This window comes from Brevibacillus sp. BD137 (assembly GCF_041644655.1).
GTDB lineage: Bacteria > Bacillota > Bacilli > Brevibacillales > Brevibacillaceae > Brevibacillus > Brevibacillus brevis_D.
In genome coordinates this window covers 108,478-132,319 of the sequence record NZ_JAOTNO010000002.1, presented here as the reverse complement: position 1 = coordinate 132,319, position 23,842 = coordinate 108,478, and the positions used below count along the sequence as shown (strand labels likewise).

Here is a 23,842-nt window from a genome sequence, read left to right as displayed (position 1 = left end):
CGAAATTACCTCGACCTCTTTCAATGAAAAATCGCTTGATGCAAATCTTGTAAATCCTTTATGACTACTTGAGCAGCAAACTGATTGGTAGTCGCGCATACTGACAATTTATAGCCTGGATCGATCTCATACTGCTGAAATGCCCAAGCCTCACGCGAATCACTTTGCGATATCGTAATCGATTGGTCTAGGTTTTTTCTTATGGCGAATGATTGCAACGGGATGGACAGCCCCATGCCTCTCGCTTTTATATAACTCTCCTTTAAAGTCCAAAGGTCATAGAAATACGAAACCCGTTCATTCGGATGTTTTGCCAAAAGATCTTCTACTTCGGCTGGTGCAAAATAATGAGTGGCAATATCCAATTCAATTGGGCATATTTGCTCCACATCAATCCCCACCTGCGAGTCATCCGTGGCGCAGACGACCCATTCCCCAGAATGAGAGACGTTAAAGCAGAAATTGGGAAATGATTTCAAAAAAGGTTTTCCGTATGCATTGTAGTCATACTCGATTTCGTCATTGGAAATCTCGTAGGCTTCACAAATGAGAGAGCGTACGAGCACGTCCGCGAGCAACGCCCGATAGGAATCAGCCGGATTTCTGAAACGGTTGACCCGTTCCCGTTTTTCTTCGGGTAGTGCTTGCAAAAATCGGTTGAACGAGTCTTTCTCCATGACTGCAGGACATTTCAAAGCATAAATGGCAATCATGTAGCACTCACTCTCCTTTCTGTCAGATCAAGACTACTGATTTGTTCTGCTCGATCCTTTCGCTGCTGCACTTCGTACAAGTTGGCATACGTGCCGTTGTGCTGCATTAACTCAACATGGCTCCCTTGCTCGATGACTTTTCCATGATCCATTACGCAAATCACATCGGCATCCTCTACAGTCGACAGGCGATGAGCGATAACGAGGACTGTTTTATCCTTCATAAGTGCGGTTAATGCTTGCTGCACCCAATATTCCGATTCTGCATCCAAAGCGGAAGTCGCTTCATCCAGTAGAAGAATCGGTGCATTTTTCAGGATGGCTCTGGCAATGGCAATTCGTTGACGCTGTCCGCCAGATAGCTTGGCACCGCGTTCACCTGTTTTGGTCTGGTAGCCGTCTGGAAGTTCCCTAATAAAATCATGCGCATACGCTGCTTTACTTGCGTTGATCACATCCTCATCCGAAGCATCCAGGCATCCGTAGCGGATATTGTCTTCGATGGTTCCTTCGAACAAAAAGGCATCCTGAGGCACGTATGAGATCAAGCTTCTAATTTCTGCAAGAGAATAAGCTCCCATGGGCTTGCCCAGTAAATAAAGAGTTCCGCTAGCAGGTGGGTAATACCCTAACAGAAGCTTCATGACGGTGCTTTTTCCACTTCCGCTCGTTCCGACTAGCCCAGCCATTTGGCCTTTGTCGACTCGCAACGTAACACCATCCAACACGTTTGTAGCATCGTTGTATCCGAAAACGACCTGCTCCAGCTTCAGCATGCTTTCACAATGCTGGTGTTTATCGGTGCTATTGTGATACTCCTCTAGTTCGGGAGGTTCATTCAGAAAATCGACGACCCGAGAAGCGCCTGCAAGCGAGCTCTGCAACGCTGTGATGACTTGGCCAAGCTGGAGAAAGGCCAGTGTCACAAGCATCTGTTGTTGAACGAGGGCGACCAGCACACCCAACCCGATTATTTGTTTGGAAACCATCATGATTCCAAAAACAAGCATTCCCCCGAAGCTTACAAATTGGATAAAAAAATTGGTCCCTTCCAGTAATCCGTGTTTATGCCCTTGCTTGATGGCAGACGTAGCTACTTCTTCGTTTGCTTCCGTGTAACGGGCGGTCACAACGTTATGTAAATGAAACATTTTGATGATGGGCAACCCAGACAAAAAATCGTTTAATCTTTCTGTCCCCATCCCCATCTGCTGCTGCATTCGATCTCCAATGCGCCGTACTGACTTAGCAAACAGCGTATTTACATAAAGAGTCACTGCGCTTACGAGCAACAGGACGACGGCAATTTTCCAATCCATCACAAACATTCCTAGGATCGAACCGATCAGCGACAGCAGGATGATGCTTAATGTTTTCAATTGCTCTGCGTACGCGTTTTCCATGAGGACAACATCGTTGCCCAGTCTCGACATCGTATCTCCCGAATGGTGCTGCTCATAATAATCGAAAGGCAGCTTGCTCAAACGTTGATAGACCTGAAGCCGAATGTTGGCAATGAGCTCGCGAACGCATCGACGATATATGTAGCTAAAAAATGGAGACAGGATACTCAGCAAAAGGAACATCACAGCCATGGTGACAATCGCTCTGGTTAATAACGCAGGGTCTTTTGTGTTCGCAAAATCCGTCAGATCTTTGAACACGAAAGGTAAGGATACCAATACAGCAGCTTGACCGATTCCGTCACCCACAAGGCCCAACATATACGCTCGTTTTTTCGATTTCATAAACGACAGGAGTTGACGTAGTTCCCGCATCAAATTCTGGATGAACATGCCTATACTCCTCCTGCTGCCAGCGAGCTATGCATCTCTGTGGCAAACTGTTTTTGATACAATCTGGTGTAAACGCCGCCTTGTGCAAGCAAATCATAGTGTGTACCTCGTTCAACAATTTGTCCTTGCTCCAAAACAAGCACTTCATCCGCGTCTTTTATCGTTGACAGTCGATGGGCAATAACGAGAACAGTCCGATTTTTCATCACATTTTCCAGCGCTTCCTGTACCAAAGCTTCCGATTCTGTATCTAGGGCAGACGTTGGTTCATCCAGCAGTAGAATCGGGGCGTCCTTCAAAATCGCTCGGGCAATCGCGATGCGCTGTTTCTGTCCTCCAGATAAACGAGAGCCTCGTTCTCCCACTTTTGTTTGATAACCCTCCGGTAGCTCCATGATGAAGTCATGGGCATTGGCCGCTTTTGCCGCTGCGATGATCTCGTCTTGTGTCGCGTGAATGCGTCCATACGAGATATTTTCCGCAATAGACACGGGAAATAGCGTCGTATCCTGAGAAACCATGGAAAGGTAGCTCCGCATGTCCGTCATATTCCAATCCGCCATGGAATGCCCGAAAACATTCAGTATTCCGTTACCCGGTTCCATTGGATAGAACCCGCACAGCAACTTCATGATGGTGCTCTTCCCACTTCCGCTGGCCCCTACTAATGCAATGGTCTTGTTCGGATGTAACGTAAAACTGACATGATCAAGAATCTTTGCCTGCTCGTAGGCAAACGTAACATTCTCAAACTGTACAGGAATCGCCTTTGGATCAACGGGAATCGCAGGTTGATCGTTTTGTTCGACTGGCTGTGAAAAAATTTCTTGCAGCCGCTTTGCCGCACCTGATGTCTCTTGTACTTGGGCAAACAACACGGGCGCTAGTGAAAGTGGTTCGATAATAAAGTGAAGCAAATAACTGAAAATGACCAAGCTGCCCAGATCCAGTTCTCCTGCCTGTATCAAGTACCCACCATAAGCAACAAAAAACAGAATGGGGGAAGAAAACAATAAAATCCCTGGTGCTGTCATCCACGCACGTTTCTTCTCTGCCTGGAACGCATTTTTCAAAACCTGCTTCATACCGGCATGGTATTTACGATACAAAACGTCTTCCAATTGAAATGCTTTGACCATGTGAATGCCGGAAAGCGTATCCTGAGCGATAGCATTCGTTTGACCCAGATGATCTTGCATTTGCTCCGAATATTTTTGAAGCGGTTTGCTCATCCACCCTGTGATCGCGATGGCGACAGGTAAGATTGCGATGCTGAAGATGATTAACTTCCAATTTATTGTCAACAACAGTCCAAGAGCTCCGACAAAAACAACTGGCAAATAAAAAAGCTGAAAAAAATGCTTTTGCAAAAAGCTTTGCAAGATTTGGGCATCTGTTGTTAAGCGTGAAACGAGATCGCCGGAATGATATTTATCCATGGTGGACATAGGGACTTTTTCAAGATGGGCAGCCATGCTGTTTTTTAAATCTCTCATGGCTCTTGAACTGAATCTAGCTGCCGAATATGTGATGAAATATTTTGAGAGAAAACCGACGATGGTCAGACAAAAAATGATGAGAGCAATACTGACTAGCTTGTCGAAGTTGTTCGTATGTTCGACCATGGTTTTGATCAGGATTCCCATCCAAATGTCTGCGACAGCCACAAGAAGCGCGGCAATGATACAGATCATGACCCAACCTCGATAAGGCTTTACATATGAGAGTACCCAGCCAAACACGGGCTCTTTCTTTCTGTTCTGAGCTTGCTTGGTAAAAATCATTTGCGGCTCCTCTCCAATGATGTAATGGATGAACTCCCCTTGAAAAACATGTTCCCAAGGGGAATCATCACAAAGCCGTGATCTTATTTCAGAATAAACAGCTCCTGTAGAATGTCTCTAAGGATGGAGGCATTCATCGACACGTAGGTTCCTCCCAACATTCTGGAGTGGATTCCGTACCCTTCGTACGTCATCAGTCGTTTCGTAGCCTGTGTCCAAGCGGCTTCATTCCATTTGACTGCGACCAGATCATCCTCACCCGATTCCAGCTCTGATTGAATGAGATGGATCGTTGCGTTCGTTGCACCCGTATTGATCAGTTGATTGTGGTACATCACGTAGCTGACCGTTTTTCGAATGAAGCTTTGCTTGACGAATTCATTGGCAGCGTACAAATTGAAGTCTTCTTGTGTCATGTTGAACATCTCGGTGTTCTCTCCAATTTCGGCAAATAGCTGCGCAATATCACTCTCTGTTTCCGCCAGAGTCCGCTCCATCACCTTGTCTTTCCAGTACGAATCGAACAAGATGAGGTCGGTCACGACATATCCTTGATTCTCCAGTTCTTTTGCGACTTCAAAAGCCAAATTACCTCCCGAGGAATATCCCATGAGCGAAAAGGGTCCTTTTGGATCAATCGCCACGATGGCTTCGATGTACTGCTCCAGTCGATTGTCTTCTTGGATGAAATCAAAGCTATACAAGGAAACGCCCTTGATTTCATCAGCAAGCTTCTGATAATAAACACTTTGGGCGCCAATCGGCGTAAAGCAGAAAACCTTTCTAGCCGTCTCTTCATTTAAGAGAATGGCACCACCAGAGTTGCCCTCGAAGTTCTTGTGCGTAATGAAATTCGCTACCTTCTCAATCGTTGGATGCTGGAAGATGAGGTTCAACGGTAGTTCAATCTGCATGTACTCATACACCTTTGCAACCAGCAGCGTTGCTTTCAATGAATGGCCACCCAGCTCGAAGAAATGGTCAGTGATACCGATTGGGTCTATCCCCAAAACTTCCTGCCAAATGGCAGCCAATTGATGCTCAGTCGCAGTTCTTGGGGCCACGAACTCACGTGTGGTCGCATCCGAAGGCTTTGGCTTCGGTAACGCTTTGCGATCCACTTTTCCATTGGCTGAAAGCGGCAGTTGATCTAACTGGACAAAATAGCTGGGAACCATGTATGCAGGCAGTTCCTTCGCCAGATGCCTTCTCAGCTCAGAAACGGATACCACTGCTGCTGGGACGAGATAAGCGCAAAGATACTGTCCGGCCGTTAACTCATCCTCTTGCACAACGACCACTGCTTGATCGATGCCATCGTAAGCAAGTATGGTGCTCTCAATTTCCCCGATCTCGATGCGGTACCCTCTCACCTTCACCTGTTCATCAGCTCGACCGATGTAGTCGATCGTGCCATCTGTCCGCCATTTCACCAAGTCACCCGTTTTATACATGAGCTCTCCTGGCACAAACGGATTCGGGACGAACTTTTCTTGTGTGAGCTCTGGTTTATTCAAATAACCTTTTGCAAGTCCGGGTCCTCCGATGCATAGCTCTCCCACTACGCCAATCGGTTGCAAGTGATGTTGTGTATCAACGATGTACACTTGAACATTGGCTAGCGGACGTCCAATCGTGATATCTTGACCTACTTCGATCGAACGAGAGATGGTGGTGACGACACTGTTTTCGGTCGGACCGTATTCATTGTTGATCTCGATTGCTGGATGCTTTTCTTTCGTTTTTTGCACAAGCTGCGCAGGTAATTTCTCGCCTCCCAATGTTACGCAGCGAAGAGGAGAGAAGTCGGCAGCAGTCGAGCAATCCAGAATCGCCTGGAACAGACTCGGTACACCGTAATAATGTGTGACTCCCGCTGAGACAATCAGCTTTTTCAGCGATACCGGATCTTTGGCTTCTTCCTCTCCCGGCAAGACGCAAGTAGCACCTCCGAGAAGTGGAGCGAACAAGCTGGCTACAAAACCATCGAAGGCAAAAGAGAATACCTGCAACGCCTTGTCTCCCGGCCCGAAGCCATATTCATCTCTTCTCCACTGCAAGCAATTGACGATTCCCCGATGTGGAATCATGACGCCCTTCGGCTTACCGGTCGTTCCCGATGTATAGATGACATAGGCGAGATCGGTCGGTTGATTGAGTGATGAGAGATTGGAGCCATCTATCTCGACGTCATGCTCTGCGCTCAGTTCAAGCCAGTCAAGCCCGCTCGACACGCGAGACAATAGCTCCGACAAATGGGACTGGCAGAGAAGCAATGCTGCGTTGCTGTCCGCAAGCAGGTACTGAATGCGTTCTTGTGGATACGCCGGATCGATTGGAACATAAGCACCGCCTGCCTTTAAAATACCGAGGATGCCAATGATCATCTCTGGTGAACGCTCCGCCATGACTGCTACAAGACGATCAGGTCCGACTCCCTTGGTGCGCAGAACTCTTGCCAGTCTGTTGGCTCGCTCATTGAGCTTGCTGTACGTCAGTGACTGACCATTAAAGAGAATCGCTTCTTGATCTGGCGTCCTTGCTACTTGCTCTTCGAATAATTGATGCAGCGTTTTGTCTTGTACATAGCTGACCGCTGTATCATTGAAGCTCTCGAAAATTTGCTTTTTCTCCTCTGCCTTGAGCATGTCTATTTCGCTCAAGCGGATATGCGGATTTTGCACAACGATTTGGGCAATAGCCATGAAATGGTTGCTTAACCGTTCAATCGTTTCTCTCGTAAACAAGCTTGTGCTGTATTCCACGCCAATGCGAATCTCTTCACGCTCTTCTGCGGCAATTAACGTCAAATCAAATTTGGAATGGTTACCAGCCTGATCAGTCATGAAAGGCGCAAGTGTCAAGCCGTGCAGGTCGATAGCATCATCCGAGTTATTTTGCACAGTAAACATGGTGTCAAAGAGCGGGTTTCTGCTTAAGTCCCGTGGAATGTCGAGTTTTTCCACCAGCTCTTCGAACGGATAATCCTGATGAGCGTACGCATCTAGAGCATTTTGCTTGACTTCCAGCAACAGCTCAGTGAAGGTTTTCCCAGCATGCGGCTTGTTTCTCATCGCCAATGTATTGACAAACATACCGACGATTGGTTCCAGATCAGCATGGGATCTGCCTGTAATCGGTGTGCCGACGATGATGTCCTCTTGCCCGGAATACTTGGAAAGCAGTACATTGTACGTCGCGAGGAGCACCATGTACAGTGTCGTTCCCGTTTCTCGAGCCAGCTGGTTCAAGCCTTCCATGAGTTGTTTACCGGTTCCGATGGAATACTGATCGCCTGCGAAATTTTGAATGCTTGGTCGGGTGAAATCCGTTTGCAGGTTTAGCACTGGAATTTCGTCTGCAAACACTTGAGCCCAGTACTGTTCTTGCTTGTTGAAGGCATCGGATCGGAAAAGCTCCTGTTGCCATACGGAGAAGTCCTTGTACTGAATTCGGAGCTCTGGCAAAACATCCCCTTGGTATAGCTGCACTAAGTCAGACAGGAGAATGCCGGAGGATACACCGTCGGAAATGCTGTGATGCGTGTCGGTAAAGAGCACATGACGATCTTCTCCGATTTGCAAAAGACGTACGCGAAGCAACGGCGCTACACCCAGATCGAATGGCTGAACGAGAGAGGAAAGGACCTCTTGTGCCTGGTCTTCTGTGATCGTTGTATACGAAAGTTCAAAAGGGATTTCCTTGTGAATCTTCTGAACAGGTTCTCCATTTACAACGGCAAAAGACGTACGAAGACTTTCATGTCGCGCAATCAGTTGCTTAAACGCTGTCTCTAATCGTTCCGGTTCCAGCTTCCCTTCAATCAGCATGGTCGAAGGCATATTGTAGCTGATGCCGACTCCCTCGAACTGATGGAGGATATACATGCGCTTTTGAGCCGATGAAACAGGGTAATACTCTTGCGCAGGTGCTGGTTGGATCGAAATGACATATTCTTTTGCTGTCTCTTCGACGTGTGCAGCCAATTGCTGAATCGTCGGTTTTTCGAACAAAACACGAAGCGGAATATCTACTTGATATTCGTTATGCATGCTCGAAATCACACTCATTGCACGCAAGGAGTGACCGCCAATTGCAAAGAAATCATCCAGAACCCCTACTTGCTCCACATTCAGTACTTGCTCCCAGACGCGGGCCAATTGCGCTTCCAACTCCGTACGAGGTGCCACGTACTCTGTCGTTCTGAGTAAAGATACATCTGGTACCGGCAAGGAACGTCTATCGATCTTCCCATTTGCGGTAAGCGGCAGCGCTTCAAGCGTGACGAAATACGATGGAATCATCGCTTGAGGTAATTCTTTTAGCAATTGCTTACGTACTTGTGCTGTGTCGATCTCATGGTCTGCCACCATGTACGCGCATAAATACTTTTCTTGTCTGTGATCCTCTCTTGCGACCACGACTGCTTCCAGGATTCCGTCTAGCTTGCGTAGCTGTGTCTCGATTTCGCCCAGCTCGATACGGACACCCCTGATTTTCACTTGATGATCGTTTCGACCTAGGAACTCCATATTTCCGTCCGCACGCCACTTCGCCAGATCACCCGTACGATACAACAGCTCACCTGGTGCGAAAGGATTCGGTACGAACTTCTCCACTGTCAGTTCAGGTCTGTTCAAATAACCGCGAGCGACCCCTGCCCCACCGATGCACAACTCACCCACGACTCCAACAGGTTGAAGATTCAATTGTTGATCCATCACATACATTTGCATATTCGGAAGTGGTTTGCCGATCGGTACCGTTCCCGAGCGAATGGATGAGACATCTGTTTCTTCGTAATAGCTGGAATCGATGCACGCCTCTGTTACCCCATAACTGTTAACAATGCGCAACGTATGACTGAATCGGGTCAGCAAGGTCTTGAAGTCTTCCGCTGAACAACTGTCTGCTCCGAGGATCAAGAGCTTCATCTGACTGATGTCGAGCTTGTTTTCGTAGATGTAATGCATCAATGGCATGATCAGAGCTGGTGTCGCTTCGAAAATCGTGATTTCATACCGCTTGATAATTTCGTACAAGGAAGCCGGGTCCATTTTGACCTCATTCGGGCAAATGACCAGCTGCCCTCCTGTGAGCAATGCTCTGGCAAAGTCGCCAGTCGAGACGTCGAAGGCGAAGCTCGCCATTTGCAGCAAGCGAACCCGGAAGGTATCCAGGTGATACTCATCCTGCCATGCAAACGCGACATTCGCATAGCTGTGGTGCTCGATCACGACTCCTTTTGGCTTGCCAGTCGTACCGGACGTATAAATGATGTAAGCCGCGTGTTCCGGCAGTGCTACAGGCTCTAGATTGCTCGCTTCTCCCTGATACAGCCCCTCTGCATCCAGATAGAGAGTTTCGTAAGGGAATACAAGCTGTGTATTCATCTTTTGCAAGGTAAGGAATAACTTCGCATCGCTATCTTCCAAAATGAATGTCTGACGCTCCAGTGGATAATCTGGATCAATCGGGACGTAGGCGCCACCGGCTTTCAAAATACCGAGTGTCCCTACAACCATGTGCAAGGAGCGATCTACCATGATGCCGACCGTGCTCTCTGGCTTGACTCCCATTTGGCGCAAAACACGCGCGAGCTGGTTCGCTTTTTCATTCAATTCCCGATACGTTAGCTGTTCATCCTCGTAGATGACAGCTACCTGATTCGGAGTTTTTTCGACCTGCTCTTCGAATAGCTCCTGGAACGTTTTGTTCGTTGGATAAGCGACTTTTGTTGCATTGAAATCATGCAGCATTTGCTCCATCTCATCTTTTGACAAGACACTGATCTCTGCCAGCTTGCGATCTGGATTGGCAATGATCGTCTGTAAAAGATGGATGTAATGAGTCGCCATGCGATCAATCGATTCTTTGGCAAACAGCTTCGTGCAATAGCTGAATTGCACGAGAAGCTCATCTTGTTGTTCCATCGCATCCAGCGCGATATCGAATTTTGCGATCTTGCCATCTACCGGGTAAGCGGACATGTTGAGTCCTGCAATTTCTAATACAGATGAGTCCGCAAGCCCCAGGCTGAACATCGTATCGAACAGCGGATTTCGGCTTAAATCGCGCCGCACTTGCAGCTTATCTACGAGATGTTCAAACGGATAATCCTGATGTTCAAACGCATGCAGCGCATTTTGTTTCACGTCACCCAAAAACTCGCGGAAGGTCAGGTTGCCTCCTGCCACATTTTTCAGCGCAAGCGTGTTGACGAACATGCCGACGATTCGTTCTACATCTGCGTGGGATCGACCTGCAATCGGTGTACCGACAACGATTTCTTCCTGTCCTGTGTATTTGGACAGCAGCACATTGTAGGCAGCCAAAAGCACCATAAACAGTGTAGAGCCTGTATTTGCAGCGAGTTTTCGCAACTCCGCAAGTAAGTGATTTCCTGTACCGATCGCTACCGTGTCGCCTTCGAAGCTTTGAACAGTAGGTCTTGGGAAATCATTTGGCAGGTTGAGTAATGGGAGCTCCCCTGCAAAGACATTCGTCCAATAATCCTCCTGTTTTTGGAAACGCTCAGACTGGGCCAGCTTCGTCTGCCAAGCAGCAAAATCTTTGTACTGGATACGCATGTCTGGGAGCTGATTTTCCTCGTACAAGCTCGCGAACTCCTTGGCGATGACTGCAAGCGATACACCATCGGAGATAATGTGGTGCATATCCATGAAGAACAAGTGTCGTTCTGCTCCAAGTTTGATTAAGTCAACCCGGAACAGCGGAGCCACTTCCAGATCAAACGGCTGGACCAACTCCTGAATCCGTTGCTCTACTTGGTCATCTGTCGCCTCGGAAATACCGATGAGCAGCGTGACATCCTCATGGACTCGTTGCACGGGTTCCCCGTTTTTCGAATGGAAGGATGTTCGCAAGGATTCATGTCGTTTTACCAGTGTTCGGATCGCATATTCAAAGCGTTCGTAGTCCAGATGGCCATCTATTATCATTACATTTGGCACGTTGTAGCTGATCCCGCTTCCTTCAAACTCATGCAGGATGTACATTCTTTTTTGTGCGAACGAGACTGGATAAAAGTCAGCGAGCTCTACCGGTTGAATGGTCTCGAACTGTTCCATTTCACTCGCAGTGATATAAGCAGCTAGCTCATGGATCGTAGGAGTTTCAAACAGGGCTTTTAACGGAAGCTCTACCTGAAATGCTTTGTGCACCTGCGTGATTACATTCATTGCCTTGAGAGAATGTCCACCCAGTTCAAAGAAGTTATGGTGAATGCCTATCGGATGAATCCCCAGAACCTCTTGCCAAATCTCAGTCAGCTTCTGCTCGGTTGCATTTTGTGGGGCGATATATGTGGAGCCTTGTACCCGATCTCCAGATGGTTCAGGCAAAGCTCTACGATTGACCTTCCCGTTTGCAGTCAAAGGCAGTTTTTCCATTTGGACATAGAAGGCTGGCACCATGTAGCTAGGCAATTCTTTGGATATAGCCTCTCTCAGCTCTACTACGTCGAGTTCCTCTTCTGAAACAAAATAAGCGCAGAGAGCTTTTTGGCCGTTTGTATCATCCAGTACCGTAACGACAGCTTCTTTTACTTTTTCGAGATTGGTCAGAACGGTCTCGATTTCCCCAAGCTCGATCCGATAGCCTCTGATCTTTACCTGTTGGTCGATACGACCCAAATACTCGATCGTTCCATCCGCCTTCCATCTCGCCAAATCCCCTGTACGGTACATGTTTTCACCTAAAACAAACGGATTCGGAACAAACTTCTCGGCAGTCAATTCCGGCTTGTTCAAATAGCCTCTGGCTACCCCGTCTCCACCTACGCACAATTCACCCGGCACCCCAATTGGCTGCGGCTGATTGTAGCGATCCACGATATAGGCTGTGGAGTTCGTGATCGGCTTCCCAATCGGAATATTGTCTTCGAATTCCTTCTCAATCAAATAGCATGTCGAGAAGGTTGTGTTTTCGGTCGGGCCGTACCCGTTCCAAATTTCCAGAGCTGGATGGGCGCTGTTCACTTTGTTGATGTGTCTCGGAGACAACGCTTCTCCACCGACAATTAGCGCACGCAAGCCTTCAAACATCGCCGGGTTATTTTGCGAGAGCTGGTTAAACAGTGGTGAGGTTAACCACATCGTGGTAATCCGATTCTCTCGCAGGAAGCTACCCAGCTTCTCCGCATCCAATAGAACATCCTTACTAACCAGGAACAAGCTAGCACCATGCAACAGAGCTCCGAAAATCTCAAACGTCATGGCGTCGAAGCCAATAGCGCCCGTTTGAATCATGCGATCTTCTTCGCGTACCTGAACGTAATTGGTATGTTTCACCAATCGGGTGACATTGCGATGCTCAACCATGACTCCTTTTGGTTTGCCCGTTGAACCCGACGTGTACATCACATAGGCCAAGTCCTTGGCGTCATTGAGGTTGGTCAGGTTGCTGGCGTCTGCTTGCTCCAGGCTCTCGTCTTCCAAGATGATTGGAATGAGACCTTCTTCGACGAGATGCAACAGATGTCTTTGAACAAGGACAACCTTCACGCCGCCATCTTCGAGCATGTAAGAAATGCGCTCAGCTGGATGCTCTGGATCAATCCCCAGATAGGCGCCTCCCGCTTTGATGATCCCCATAATGCCTGTGATCATCTCGAGAGAGCGATCTGCCAGCATACCTACAACGCTGTCTCTTCCTACTTTCAATCGGCGAAGAGCACTTGCGATCTGGTTCGCTTTTTGATTCAGCTCCCAATACGTCAGCATCTGTTCGTTCATCACAACCGCAGCATGTTCAGGCGTTCTTTTCACTTGCTCCTCGAACAGCTCCTGTATCGTGCTTTCGCGTGGATACGCGGCAAACGTGTTGTTGAATGCAACCGTTACGAGATGTTTTTCTTCCTCACCGAGCAAGTTGATTTCACGCAACGCCGCTGTTTGGTCTGCAATGACTCCTTGAAGCACCTGAAGAAAATGACCTGCCATTCTTTCCATCGTGTCTCTATGGAACAATTTCGTGGAGTACACGAGATCAAAATGGATTCCTGTCTCATCTTCATGCGCTTCCAGTGTGAGATCGAATTTGGCGTTGCCTTGCTGCCCATCTCCGGAGTAGGCCTCAAATTTCAGCCCATCCAGCTCATAAGCTTTTTTGTCCAGATTTTGCAAAATAAACATGGTGTCAAAAAGTGGGTTTCTGCTGAGATCCCGCTGGATTTCCAATTTTTCGACCAGCGCTTCAAATGGATAGTCCTGGTGAGCGTATGCTTGCAGCGTATTCTGTTTGACATCTTCCAAAAATGCCTGGAACGATTTCGTTCCGACAGGGTAGTTTCGCAAAGCCAACGTATTGACAAACATCCCCAAGACTTTTTCTACATCCGCATGAGATCTACCAGCAATCGGCGTACCCACTACGATGTCTTCTTGACCACTGTATTTAGAAAGGAGTACATTGTAAGCCGCCAGCAAGACCATAAACAGCGTGGTTTGGTTCTCATGGGCGAGCTTGTATAAATTGTCCATCAACCTTTTATCTGTGTGGAACGAAATGCAATCTCCCTCAAAGCTTTGAACCAGCGGGCGAGAATAATCGGCGGGCAGATTCAGTACCGGAATGTCACCCGCAAAGGACTTCAACCAATAGTTCTCATGCTTTGTATAGATGTCGGTTTGGAACAGATCCGTCTGCCAGACAGCAAAATCTTTGTATTGAACATACAACTCTGGTAATAATTGGTTTCGATATAACTTTGAGAATTCCTCCATGATGATTCCAACAGAGACGCCATCCGAAATGATGTGATGCATATCCATCAGGAAAAGATGTCGATTCTCTGCTAATCTGAAGAGTCCGACCCTCAATAACGGAGCCTTCTCCAGATCAAATGCTTGCACAAATGTTTCGATGGTTTGCTCGACTTGGTCTTCGGTCAAATCCTCATAGCGCACATTCAGCTCAACTGCCTCATGTACACGTTGAACAGGCTCACCGTTCACTGTGTGGAAGGATGTCCGCAACGATTCGTGTCGCTTGATCAGCCCCTGTATCGCAGTTTCAAAGCGTGCGTGATCCAAGTCGCCTTCAATAAACATCACACTTGGCATGTTATAGATTGTACTGGTGCCTTCAAACTGGCGCAGGACAAACATCCTTTTTTGTGCAGAAGAAACGGGATAATATTCTTGCGACGGTGCAGGATGAATCGGTACATGCGTGTCTTTTCCACTTGTTTCGATATACGATGCCAATGCCTGAATGGTAGGTGTCGCAAAGAGCACTCTGAGTGGAAGCTCGACTTGATACTCTCGATGAATCTGCGCGGCGAGCGACATAGCTTTCAAGGAATGCCCACCTAGCTGGAAGAAGTTGTCGAGAACGCCGATGTCGGTTACCCCAAGCACATGTTCCCAAATCTCTACCAGCCTGCTTTCCAGAGGACTTGCTGGCGCCACATATTCTGCTCCTGTTACAGGTCTGCCTTCTGGTTTCGGCAAAGCTTTCCTATCGAGCTTTCCATTCGGCGTAAGTGGGAGAAAATCGAGCTGGACCAAGTACGCAGGAATCATGTAAGACGGCAAGCTTTTCGACAGATACGACCATAGATTCGAGACTTCAAGCTTTTCTTCCGCCGTGTAATAAGCAGCAAGGGACGATTGGCCCTGCTGATCCTCGTGGACAATCACCACAGCCGAAGTCAGCTTTTCAAAGGAGAGCATCACCGACTCTATCTCGCCTATTTCAATCCGATATCCCCTTACTTTTACCTGTTCATCCAAGCGACCGATAAATTCAATCGTACCGTCAGGGAGCCACTTTCCTAGATCACCGGTCTTGTACATGCGCTCGCCTTCCAAATAAGGATGGGAAACAAACTTCTCTGCTGTGAGTTCCGGCTTGTTCCAATATCCACGTGCCAAACCATGGCCACCGATGCAAATTTCCCCGACGACGCCGATTGGCTGTAGCTGATGAAATTTGTCCACGATATAGATGCTGGTGTTGGCAATGGGACGTCCGATCGTTATCGTAGAATCCAGTTGCGAAATTCGCTGCCACGTGGCGACAACACTGCTTTCTGTCGGACCGTATTCATTGGCGATGACCAGTTGCGGATTCTGTTTGTTGCTCTTCTCAACGAGCTGAGCCGATACTTTTTCGCCCCCTAGTGTGACGGTTTGCAGGGAGCTGATATCCGCAGCAGAACCGCATTCCAATATCGCTTGGAATAAACTTGGCACGCATGTCATTTGCGTGCATCGCGCAGCTGCAATAAGTCTTCTGAGAGATACAGGGTCTTTGGCTTCTTCATCCTTCACCAAGACGGCGGTTGAACCGGAAAGGATCGGTGTAAAGAAGGAAAGAACAAAGCCATCAAACGCAAAGGATAAAGGCACCAGATTTCTATCCTGGACGCTAAACTGATACTCCTCTTTTTTCCACAACACGCTGTTGACAATGCCCCGATGCTCGATCATTACTCCTTTTGGCTTGCCTGTTGTCCCCGACGTATAGATGAGATAAGCCAAATCAGAAGCGGTTTGAATCGGCTCGAGATTCGAACGCTTAGGAGAATAGTTGTGCTCTTCCTCCAGATACAAGCATTCCACCCTCACACTAGAAGCGAGCTTAGCTCCAAGATGTTTTTGGGTAAGCACCAGACGGGCTTCGCAATCCTCCAGCATGTAGGCCACACGATCTTCTGGATATTCGGGATCAATCGGCACATAGGCTCCACCTGCTTTCAAAATGGCCATGATTCCCACAACCATTTCCACAGAACGGTTTGCCATGATTCCTACGAATTGATTAGCCTTTACTCCCCGTTCACGCAAGGTAACCGCAAGCTGGTTTGCGCGCTCATTTAATTCGCGATAGGACATCTGCTTGCCGCCAATTTCAATGGCAGCAACCAGTGGAGTTTTTTCCACTTGCTCCTCAAACAGCTCATGTAGTGTCTTGTTCTGCGGATATTCCGTATGCGTTTGGTTGAATTCTACTAACAAGCGATGCTTTTCTTCAGCCGAAAGCATCGTGATTTCGGACAACGGAATGGCTTGTTGCTCAATAACGGCATGGAGGATTCGAATGAAATGTGCCGCGATGTTTTCAATCGTTTTTCTTGTAAACAATTTGGTGCAATAATCAAGGCTAAAGACGATCTCCTCATCTTCTTCGTACGCCTCTAATGACAGATCAAACTTGGCCTGATTCACTTCTGCCATATACGGTGTAAACGTCAGTTGCTCCATTTCGAACGGCTTCTGATCCATATTTTGCAAGATAAATACGGTGTCAAACAAAGGATTCCGACTCAGATCCCGTTGAATGTTCAGCTTCTCGATCAGCTCATCTAATGGATAATCCTGATTCTCAAAGGCTTTCAGCGTATTGTTTTTCACTTCTGCCAAAAAGCTAAGGAAGGTTTTCGTCCCCACAGGCTCGTTTCGCAATGCCAGTGTATTGACAAACATACCGATGATCGAATCCGTTTCAGCATGGGACCTGCCGGCAGTAGGCGCTCCAACAACAATGTCCTCTTGTCCAGAGTATTTGGAGAGAAGTACATTGTAGGCTGCCAGCAGAACCATGTAGAGCGTAGCTCCTGTACTATGGGCAAGTCGATTCAATTCCTTTTTCAAAAGGGCACCGGAGCCGAAAACAAATCGCTCACCCTCAAAGCTTTTTACAGAAGGTCTCGAATAATCCGTTGCAAGATTTAATACAGGAATTTCTCCCGTAAAGGTATCGATCCAATAGGCTTCCTGAGCAGTAAACTCATCCGTCTCGTACCATTGATTCTGCCAATGGGCAAAGTCCTTGTACTGAATGCTCAGTTCTGGCAGCTCTTCGCCGTGATAAAGCTGCGCAAGCTCTTGAACAAGAATGCCAATCGATACACCATCTACCACAATATGATGCAAATCCAGCATGAAAAGATGGCGTTCCGGAGCCAGTTTGACCAGTCCAGCGCGCATCAGTGGAGCTTTTTCCAAATCAAACGGTTGAATAAATTGTTCAACGATTTGTTTGAGCTCTCCCTCTGTTGACTCCATCAACGAGATATCCAGCTCGACATCTTCATGTACGCGCTGAACTGTCTCTCCTTTCATGGAGTGGAATGAGGTACGCAGAGATTCATGGCGTCTCACCACACTCTTGAGCGCTTGCTGCAAACGCTCTGTATCCAGCTTGCCATCGATGTACAGGATTCCCGGCATGTTGTAGCTGATGCCTGCACCTTCCATTTGCCGGAGAATAAACATTCTCTTTTGTGCAGAAGACACGGAGTAATACTCCTGCTTTTGGACGGGTTCAATCGTCGTATACTTGCCTTTGCCAGCAATAGCGATGTATGCCGACAGGTCAGCGATCGTTGGTGATTCAAACAGTGTTTTCAACGGCACATCTACTTGAAGGGTACGATGGATCAAAGAGATGACGTTCATTGCTTTCAAGGAGTGTCCGCCCAACTCAAAGAAATGATCGTGTACCCCGATTGGGTTTTGACCAAGGACACTTTGCCAAATGTCTACAAGCATGGCTTCCACTTCATTGCGCGGCGCTACATACACAATTTCAGATGTGGATGCTCCCTCAGGTTGAGGCAATGCTTTGCGATCTACCTTGCCATTTGCCGTGAGAGGCAGCTTCTCCAAATAAACAAAATAAGAAGGAACCATATAAGATGGCAAATGGGAAGCCAAGTAAGCTCTCAGATCAGCTGTCTTCATTTCCTGATCAGAAACGATATAGGCGTACAAGTTGTTTTGCCCTTTTTCATCTAGACGGGCAAGGACGATGGCCGTTTTGATCCATTCATGCTGCAAAAGCCTTGCTTCGATCTCACCCAGCTCAATCCGGTGGCCTCGGATTTTGACCTGATGGTCGATGCGTCCGAGATATTCCACGTTGCCGCAGGCTAGGTACCTTACCATGTCTCCCGTACGGTACATCCTGCTCCCCGGTTCAAACGGATTGTCAATGAAGCTAGCTGCTGTCAGTTCTTCACGATTCCAGTAGCCGCGGGCCAAACCATCGCCAGCAATGCACAGTTCTCCTGCAACCCCTACAGGCTGGAGCTGGTTGCTCGCATTTACGACATACAAGCGGACGTTATCAATCGGTTTGCCAATGGGAATCACGCCATACTCCGGCAAACGCGGGCAAATCCAGTATGTCGCATCAATCGTAGATTCAGTAGGGCCATAGAGATTAATCAACTGTGCCGTTTGCGTCTGGTAAAAGCGCGAAACAAGGGCAGCTGTCAATGCTTCTCCACCGCAGAAAACGCGTTGCAAACTCGTGCAAGAGCTCCATCCCGGTTCGGTCATGATCAGATCCAGCAAGGAAGGAACCATCTGTAAAGTTGTGATCTTCTCTTCTCTGATCATTCGAGTCATGTATGCGATGTCGCGATGTCCGTCTGGCTTTGCCAGTACCAGGCGCGCCCCCGTGATCAGTGGCAAATAAAATTCCCATACGGAAGCATCGAAGGAAAACGGCGTTTTTTGCAAGACAGCATCCTCTGTAAGCAGTGGGAAGGCATTCTTCATCCAAAGCATGTGATTGCAAATCGCCTGGTGCGAGATCATTACCCCTTTGGGATTTCCGGTCGATCCAGATGTATAGATGACATAGGCCAAGTCATCCCTGCCAGCCACATTGTCCAGATTGGTGTCGTCCCCTGCATAAATCGCTTCATCGTCTACATCGATGATTTCTCCTGTATACTCCACGGTCTCTTTCAAATGGCGCTGTGTCAGTAGAATGGGAGCTTTGCTGTGGCTGAGCATGTATTGGATTCTTTCTGGCGGATAAGTAGGATCCATTGGCGTATACGCACCACCCGCTTTTAACACGGCCAACATGCTCACAACCATCTCGATGGAACGGTCTACCATAATGCCGATCAACGTATCTGGTTGCGTTCCTTTGCTCCGCAGCAAACGAGCGACTTGATTGGCCCGGGCGTTCAACTGGCGATAGGTCATGGTGTAACCGTCATAGGCTACAGCTACTTGATCTGGCGTTAACACTACTTGCTCTTCAAACAATTGGTGCAAAACCTGATCAGCGGAACGCTCGACAAAAGTATCGTTAACATTCAGGAGGAGAGCACGTTTTTCTGCTTCTGTCATCATGTCGATTTCTGCTAGCTTGGCATTCGGCTGTGCACAAATGGTACGCAAGATTTCCAGGTAATGATGGACCATTTTTTGGATGGTTTCTTTCGCGAACAGCTTCGTTCCAAATGCGAATTGGAAGTGAATGTCGGATTGCGATTCACTCGCATTTAAAGCAAGATCGAATTTTGAAATTTTGTTAAATAACTCATATGGAGCTGCTGTAAGCTGCTCGATTTTCAGCGACTGCTGATTCGCATTTTCCAGAGAGAACATGGTGTCAAACAAAGGATTTCGGCTAATGTCACGTTGAATTGCCAGCTTTTCCACCAGCTCTTCAAATGGATAATCCTGATTGTCATAGGCCGCTAGCGCATTTTGTTTCACTTCTTGCAAGAATTGGGTAAAGGTTTTGTCGCTCACAGGCTGATTTCTCATCGCCAACGTATTCACAAAGATCCCCATGATGCTTTCCACGTCGGCATGGGAACGACCAGCGACAGGCGTACCTACAATGATGTCCTCTTGACCGGAATACTTGGACAGGAGAACATGGTAAGCTGCGAGCAAAACCATATACAGGGTTGTTCCCGTATCAGCTGCTACCTTGCGCAAACGCTCGGTCAATTCTTTTCCTGTGTCAAAAAGGACTAGATCCCCTGCAAAGCTTTGAATGGTTGGGCGCGGATAATCCGTTGGCAAATTGAGCAAAGGAATTTCATCAGCAAACGTATTCAACCAATGGAGCTCCTGCTTCTTGTACACATCCGTCTGAAACAGCTCATTTTGCCAAGCTGCGAAATCCTTGTATTGGAGAGAAAGAGGCTGCAAGGTTTCCCCTTGGTACAACTTAGCAAATTCACTCAGCAAAATTTGGGATGAAACACCGTCCGAGATGATATGGTGCATGTCGAGCATGAACAAATGACGGTCTTTGCCCAACTGGACCAAGCCTGTTCGAATCAACGGAGCGAGTTCGAGGTCAAAAGGACGGACGAAATCGCGCATGATCTGCTCCGCCTTGTCTTCCGTAGACGTGAGCATCAGGATTGGTACTTCTACCTCATCATGGACTTTCTGTACAGGTTCACCATCGATGCGGTGGAAGGAAGTGCGCAAGGCTTCGTGGCGCTCCGCCAGTCGTTTGACCGTGTTCGCAAAACGATCGTAATCCAGCTTTCCTTCCAAAAGCATTGCACCTGAAATGTTATAGCTGATGCCACTTCCTTCAAATTGCTGAAGGATGTACATTCTTTTTTGAGCGGAAGATACGGGATAAAATTCTTTGACCTCAACCGGTTGAATGGCTGTGTACTTGCTTTTCCCCGATTTCGAGAGAAAAGCAGCGAGCTCGGATACGGTTGGATTCTCGAACAGTGCCTTTACTGGCAAATCCACTTCCAACGCTTTGGAGACTTGAAAGATGACTGTCATAGCCTTCAGTGAATGTCCGCCCAAATCAAAGAAATGATCGTGAACGCCTACACGGCTAACCCCGAGGACCTGCTGCCAAATCTCAGCCAATTTTGTTTCCGTTTCATTCTGAGGAGCGACGTACGCTGTTCCCGTAACAACTGCACCGTCAGGCTTCGGCAATTTCTTTCGCTCTACTTTTCCATTGGCTGTCAGCGGAATTTCCTCCAAACGGACAAAGAAGGACGGGATCATGTAGGAAGGAAGTGTACTTCCCAGATGCTCTCTCAGTTCAGATACGGTCAACTCCTGCTCGGAAACCATGTAGGCATAGAGCACATTTTGACCACTGTCATCCTTTTCAGCGATGACGACTGCTTCCTTGATCCACTCATGTTGTGCCAAACGCGTCTCAATTTCGCCCATCTCAATCCGATGCCCACGAATTTTGACTTGATGGTCGATTCTTCCCACGTATTCCATATTGCCGTCGGGCAGCCATTTCGCCAGATCGCCAGTTCGATACATTTTGGTCCCCGGACGGAACGGATTATCGATGAACTTTTCGTCTGTCAGCTCCGGTCTGTTGAAATATCCTTTAGCTACGCCATCTCCGGCGATGTACATTTCACCGGCGGAACCAACGGGTATCGGCTGCATGGAGGAATCAAGCAGATAGAGCTGAACATTGTCTGCCGGTACGCCGATTGGTACTGATTCTTGGATCGGTTTCTTCGGGTCGTACAAATAAATCATGCAGCCGACAACCGTTTCGGTAGGTCCATACTCGTTGAAAATCTTGACATTCTGTCCAAAGTTCTCATAGATTCTCTTCGCCAACTTGGTTGGCAAGTTCTCACCCCCGACAATAAACCGTCGGATGCTGCTGTCTGTTCCATCTATTTCTTCTATCAGCTTCAAATGTGTTGGCGTCAGCTTGATGATTCCCACTTGATTATCTTGGATGATGTCTAAAATGACCTGTACCTTGTCTGCTCCTCTGTAGACATAGATCGTATTGCCCGACAAAAGCGGCGTGAAAATTGAGGTGACAGTCAAATCAAATGAAATGGAAGAGTATAGTGGAAAGTCTACAGGTTCACCCTCGACATACACTTTGTTGGCCCACCAGATGTAATTGACTAGACCTTGATGGGTAATCATCGCGCCTTTTGGATTCCCCGTGGACCCGGAAGTATAGATCATGTACGCCAAATCGCCCGGTTTGCATGTATTGTCAAGATCCATACTGTCTCCCTCAAACAAGGAAGGATTGTCTAGGTAAAGGATGTCGCCCTTAAACTCGACTTTTTCTTGTAGATGAGACTGTGTCAAAAGAATCGTCGTCTCACTGTCATCTAATAAATACTGAATTCTCTCTATCGGATACTCGGGATCAATCGGCAAATAGGCGCCGCCTGATTTTAGAACGGCCATAATAGCCACGATCAGCTCGAGTGAATGCTCCGCCATAATGGAGACGATACTGCCTTGGGTAATTCCTTTCCCACGCAGAGCTCTGGCCAACTGGTTGGAACGCTCCTGAAGCTCCTGGTAAGTAAGGCGATCCTCCCCACAAATAACCGCAGCTTTCGATGGCGTCTGTCTTGCCTGCTCCGCGATCAGCTCGAAAATCGTTTTGTCGCGTGGATAATCAGCGGTTGTGTCGTTATAAGCTACCAGCAATTGCTGTTTTTCCTCATCCGTGATGATTCCGATGTCTTCAAGCAGTACATTCGGATTGTGAATGACCTGCTCGATGATCGTTTTCAAGTGGCCTTCTATTCGGTTCATGAATGACTCTTCATAAACCGCTGCATTATAGCTCAGCTTCACATACATCTCATTCGAAGGTGCGACTGCTACCACAACGTTAAAATCATAGGAAGTCTGTTCTTCCCCATTTTCCACGTTGAATTGAAAGCCTAAGGAATCCTCTCGATCATTCGAAGCATCATCCGGGTAGTTTTCATACGTCACCAAATGATCAATTAACTCTTGTTTCAGTACCGTCTTGCTCTGAATTTCGTACAATGGAGCGAAATCATAAGCAGCAGAAGCCAAGGCTTGCTTCTGAACTGTTTTTACCAACCCACTGAAGGTTTGTTTTCTGTTTGTTTGCACGCGGGTTGGGATCGTATTAATGAACAATCCCACCATGCTCTCAATGCCCTGAATCCCTGGCGGACGACCTGATACAACAGAACCGAATACCACATCGTCCGAATTTTTGTACTTACTCGCCAAAATACCCCAAAGAGATTGAAACACGCTGCTCATCGTAGCTTGATTCCGATTGGCAATCTGCATTAGCTGCTGAGTCTTTTCAGGTGCGATGGTGAAAAGATTCTCCACATGTACATAATTGCCATCTTCCGCTACATTCTTCTTTTTAGGGAAATCAGCCTGATGGTCATAGCCTTCTAGGTAGTTCTGCCAGTAAGTAAGTGCTTCTTCTTTATTTTGCTTATCCAGCCATTTGATATATTCGCTGTATGGTTTGGTCGCTTCCCGCGGAACAGCCTCACCCTTACGAATGGCGGCATAGTACGCGAGCAGCTTATGAAGCAATACTCCCAAAGACCAACCGTCGACGATGATATGGTGGAACGCCCAAACGAACTGATACTGGTTCGCCTCGGTTTGGAAAATGGCTGCTTTCATCAAGACGTCTTTCGTCAGCTCAAACGTATGTTGCTGGTTGGTATACGCTTTTATGTAATCGTTCTGATCATCTATTGGCAAATGAGCAATGTTTTCGAAATGAACGGTAACTTTTCTCTCTTTAAAAACAACCTGTCGAGGCCGTTGCAGGTTTTGATAAACAAATACAGTGCGCAAAACTTCATAGTTCTCTACGAGCTTGTTCATGCTCTTTTCAAAAATGGACAGCTGAAAATCACCTTGGAGCTTTGCGGACATCTGGAGGCAGTAGGCGCTGCTGCCTGTATCTTTGACAGCATGAAACAACATACCCTCTTGCAATGGGGTTAACGGGTAAATTTTCGCAATATTTTCCTGTTTATTCATTC

Annotated in this window: 4 protein-coding genes; all 4 read right to left on the bottom strand. The window is 47.5% G+C overall.

What is annotated here, in order from left to right:
• Positions 1-20: 20 nt before the first annotated feature.
• Positions 21-713: a 4'-phosphopantetheinyl transferase family protein gene (locus ODZ53_RS04225; RefSeq protein ID WP_372676050.1), complete on the bottom strand. Its 693-nt coding sequence runs from the start codon at positions 711-713 to the stop codon at positions 21-23.
• Positions 710-2,509 (bottom strand): ABC transporter ATP-binding protein, encoded by a 1,800-nt coding sequence (locus ODZ53_RS04220; RefSeq protein WP_372676049.1) that lies wholly within the window; start codon positions 2,507-2,509, stop codon positions 710-712. Before ODZ53_RS04220 ends, ODZ53_RS04225 begins: the two co-directional genes overlap by 4 nt.
• A gap of 2 nt (positions 2,510-2,511) precedes the next feature.
• On the bottom strand, positions 2,512-4,293 hold the full coding sequence (locus tag ODZ53_RS04215; RefSeq protein ID WP_372676048.1) for an ABC transporter ATP-binding protein: 1,782 nt from the start codon (positions 4,291-4,293) through the stop codon (positions 2,512-2,514).
• An 83-nt stretch (positions 4,294-4,376) separates the two neighbouring features.
• Entirely contained in the window at positions 4,377-23,840 is a 19,464-nt protein-coding gene (tycC, locus tag ODZ53_RS04210; RefSeq protein ID WP_372676047.1) for a tyrocidine non-ribosomal peptide synthetase TycC, read from the bottom strand.
• Positions 23,841-23,842 lie beyond the last annotated feature (2 nt).

Bases quoted from the DNA above. Each gene is read 5' to 3' on its own strand.
- ODZ53_RS04220 (WP_372676049.1), bottom strand. From the start codon at position 2,509: ATGTTCATCCAGAATTTGATGCGGGAACTACGTCAACTCCTGTCGTTT.
- ODZ53_RS04225 (WP_372676050.1), bottom strand. From the start codon at position 713: ATGATTGCCATTTATGCTTTGAAATGTCCTGCAGTCATGGAGAAAGAC.
- tycC (WP_372676047.1), bottom strand. From the start codon at position 23,840: ATGAATAAACAGGAAAATATTGCGAAAATTTACCCGTTAACCCCATTG.
- ODZ53_RS04215 (WP_372676048.1), bottom strand. From the start codon at position 4,293: ATGATTTTTACCAAGCAAGCTCAGAACAGAAAGAAAGAGCCCGTGTTT.